A 3,001-nucleotide genomic window follows, 5' to 3' on the forward strand; every position below is an offset into this window, starting at 1 on the left:
GGCGCGTGGGGGTGGGGGGGGTTTTTTTTTTCTCTCCCCCCCCCCCCAAACCACCCCCCCCCCCCCCGCTCACAGCACAGACCCGGGTCAGCGGAAGCGGCGGCCCTCGTCGCGGCGGTAGGCGACGACGGCGAGGACGGCGAACAGGGCCGTCCAGCCGAGCAGCACCGCCCACGCCAGCCCGTAGGCCGGCTCGCCGGTGAGGGCCTGCACCAGCAGGTCGCGACCGGCGCGCGTGGGCGTGGCCTGCGAGATCGCGTCCAGCCAGCCCGGGAACACCTGCGGCGGCAGGAACAGACCGCCCGCGAACGCCAGCGGGAACAGCACCACCTGCACCACCGGCAGCGCGGCCTTCGCGGACAGCGAGTACCCCACAGCCATGCCGAGCAGCACGAACGGCACGGAGACCAGCAGGATGGTGCCCACCCCGGCGAGCAGCTGCCCGAACGTCACCGACGCGGCCGTGAACAGCCACCCGATGAGGACGAGCGGCACCAGCCCGAAGAGCGCGAAGATCGCGCCGTTGCCGATCCGCGCCACCATCCGCGGGCCGGGGCCGGCGGGCAGGGAGCGCAGGAAGGGGTCGAACGGGAGCTGGCGGTCCTCCGCCACGCCCAGCCCGTAGGTGAACAGGCTGGCCGAGCAGACGGCGAACAGGCCGAGGCTCGCGACCGCCATCGTCGACCACAGCGGGTCGTTCGCCACCTCGCGCTGCGGCACCACGAAGAAGAACATCGCCAGAGCGGGGAACAGCATGTTGCCCAGCACCGCGATCGGCACGCGCACCGTCTCGAGGAACTGGTAGCGCAAGTGCAGCCAGGTCAGCCGCAGCGGCCCGGGGGCGCCCGGCGCCCGTCCCGGGGTCGTGGTCGTCGCGCTCATCGGGCCACCTCCTGCAGCACCATCTCCTCGAAGGCCTCCTCGAGGCTGGCGCCCCGGATCCGGAGGTCGTGGAAGTCCACGTCGCCGCGGACGAGGTCGCGCACGAGGGCGTCCGCGTCGGCGGTGTACAGCTCCTGCACGCCGCCCTCCCGGCGCTCGGCGCGCACGACGCCCGGCCACGCGGCGAGGTCCGTCGCGGACCGCAGCGCCACCCGGCGCAGGCCGACGCGCCGGAGGATGGCCTCGAGGGAGTCGTCGGCGCGCACCACGCCGCGGTCGATGACGACCACCCGCTGCGCCAGCGCCTGCACCTCCTCGAGGTAGTGGCTGGTCAGCAGCACCGTGCCGCCGCCCGCGTGGTAGGCGCGGACCGCGTCCCACAGCGCCTGCCGGGCGCCGACGTCGAGGCCGGTGGTGGGCTCATCGAGCAGGACGACGCGCGGGCGCCCCACGAGCGCGAGCGCCACCGCGAGGCGCCGCTTCTGCCCGCCCGAGAGCGCGCCCGTCTGCCGGCGGGCCAGGTCGGCGAGCCCGAACTGCTCCAGCAGCTCGCCGGTCGGCACCGGTCCGGCGAAGTGCCCGCCCACGAAGTCGACCACCTCGCCCACGCGCAGGGTGGGCGGCAGGCCAGTCTCCTGCGGGGTGATGCCGAGGCCGGCGCGGCTGGCGGCGTCGCGGGGGTCGCCGCCCAGCAGCCTCACGGTGCCGGAGTCGGGGCGACGCTGGCCGCTCACCAGCGACAGGAGCGTGGACTTGCCGGCGCCGTTGGGTCCGAGCAGCCCGACGAGCTCGCCGGGCCCGACGTCCAGCGACACGTCGTCGAGCGCGACGACGTCGCCGAACCGGCGCGTCACACCGCGGACGGCGACGACGGCGCCCGTCGACGTGGGCACCGGCGTGACGGCGGGCGCCCGCTCGGGGGGTCGGGTGCGGGTCATGATCCGGCTCCTCTCAGCAGGCCGGTGAGGGCCTCGGTGTAGTCCTCGAACGCCCGTCGCCCCTGCTGCGTGAGGGCGAGGTACGTCGCGGGGGTGCGACCCTCGTGGGTCTTGGTGACGCGGACGTAGCCGGCGTCCTCGAGCTTGCGCAGGTGGGTGGACAGGTTGCCGGCCGTCATGTCGAGGAGCTTCTGCACCTTGGGGAAGCTCAGCTCGTCGCCGGCGTCCAGGGCGGCGAGCGTCGCGACGACGCGGAGCCGGGCGGGCGCGTGGATGACCGGGTCGAGGGCGTCAGGCACGGGTCGCCCCCTCGTCGGCACGCCGCCGCCGGCGCAGGACCCGCAGGTGCTCGACCACCGCCATCACGACGAACCCGCCGCCGCCCGCGAGCGCCATCACGAGGTACGTGCCGGGCAGCCCGACGAGCGTCGCGACGCCGGCGACCAGCAGGATCCACGTGCCGAGGACGAACAGGTTCCGGTCGCCGAACGCCGTGGCGCCGCCCAGGTAGAGCAGCCCGACGACGAGGCACGCGCCACCGTTGCTGGCGAGGGCCATGACCTCGCCGTCGGCGCCCGCCCGGGCGAGGCCGCCGAGAAACACGCTGAAGGTGAGGAAGCCGAGCATCCACGACCACCCGTACATCGCGCCCGTGCGGGCGGAGACGCCGCGCGTGCCCGCCGTGCGGCTCATGGTGTGCACCATCGTGAAGACGACGGCCGCGGCGATCGCGCCGGCGAACACCCAGAACGCCCACGCCTCGGGCTCCCCGTGGGCACTCGCGCTGGTCCACAGCACGAGGTAGCCGGCGAGCCAGGCGACGCCCCACGCGCCGTACAGCGCGCGGCCGTCCGGCTCGAGGGCGGCGCGGGCGCGGTCCTGCTGCTCGCGGATCAGCCGCAGCGAGTCCGCGGCGGCGAGCTCGGCGTCGTCGGCCGGCCAGCCGGGGGTCTCGGTCATCACTACCTCACAGAGAACTTTGTGCTACAAACTTGTTTGTCGATCATGGCAGCGTCTGCCCTTGGACACAACCCCCAGAGTCAGCGTCCAGATCGACCTGCTGCTCCGTCGCGCGCTCAAGGATGCCGGGCGGCCACCCCGCGAGGACGGCTGACCCCGCCGAGACGTTGTGGGGGGCGGGGGGGGGGGGGGTTTGTGGGGGGAGAGTAGGGGAAATGAGA

The 3,001-nt window shown here is 74.3% G+C and carries 4 protein-coding genes; all 4 read right to left on the bottom strand.

The features are described from left to right. Window positions 1-87: 87 nt before the first annotated feature. The 4 genes from ACWF41_RS20655 to ACWF41_RS20670 are packed head-to-tail and all read right to left on the bottom strand — an operon-like array spanning window position 88 to window position 2,780. On the bottom strand, window positions 88-882 hold the full coding sequence (locus tag ACWF41_RS20655) for an ABC transporter permease (protein ID WP_380327051.1): 795 nt from the start codon (window positions 880-882) through the stop codon (window positions 88-90). After that, window positions 879-1,820 (bottom strand): ABC transporter ATP-binding protein, encoded by a 942-nt coding sequence (locus ACWF41_RS20660; protein WP_380327053.1) that lies wholly within the window; start codon window positions 1,818-1,820, stop codon window positions 879-881. Before ACWF41_RS20660 ends, ACWF41_RS20655 begins: the two co-directional genes overlap by 4 nt. Further along, the gene (locus ACWF41_RS20665) at window positions 1,817-2,119 is read right to left on the bottom strand and encodes a transcriptional regulator (protein ID WP_380327056.1); all 303 of its coding nucleotides are present in this window, start codon (window positions 2,117-2,119) and stop codon (window positions 1,817-1,819) included. Before ACWF41_RS20665 ends, ACWF41_RS20660 begins: the two co-directional genes overlap by 4 nt. Then, complete coding sequence (locus ACWF41_RS20670; protein ID WP_380327059.1) at window positions 2,112-2,780, bottom strand: hypothetical protein; 669 nt, start codon at window positions 2,778-2,780, stop codon at window positions 2,112-2,114. Before ACWF41_RS20670 ends, ACWF41_RS20665 begins: the two co-directional genes overlap by 8 nt. Window positions 2,781-3,001: the final 221 nt, after the last annotated feature.

This window comes from Isoptericola sp. NPDC055063 (assembly GCF_053608125.1).

Coding starts and splice junctions, on each gene's coding strand:
- ACWF41_RS20655 (WP_380327051.1), bottom strand. CDS start 882: ATGAGCGCGACGACCACGACCCCGGGACGGGCGCCGGGCGCCCCCGGG.
- ACWF41_RS20660 (WP_380327053.1), bottom strand. CDS start 1,820: ATGACCCGCACCCGACCCCCCGAGCGGGCGCCCGCCGTCACGCCGGTG.
- ACWF41_RS20670 (WP_380327059.1), bottom strand. CDS start 2,780: ATGACCGAGACCCCCGGCTGGCCGGCCGACGACGCCGAGCTCGCCGCC.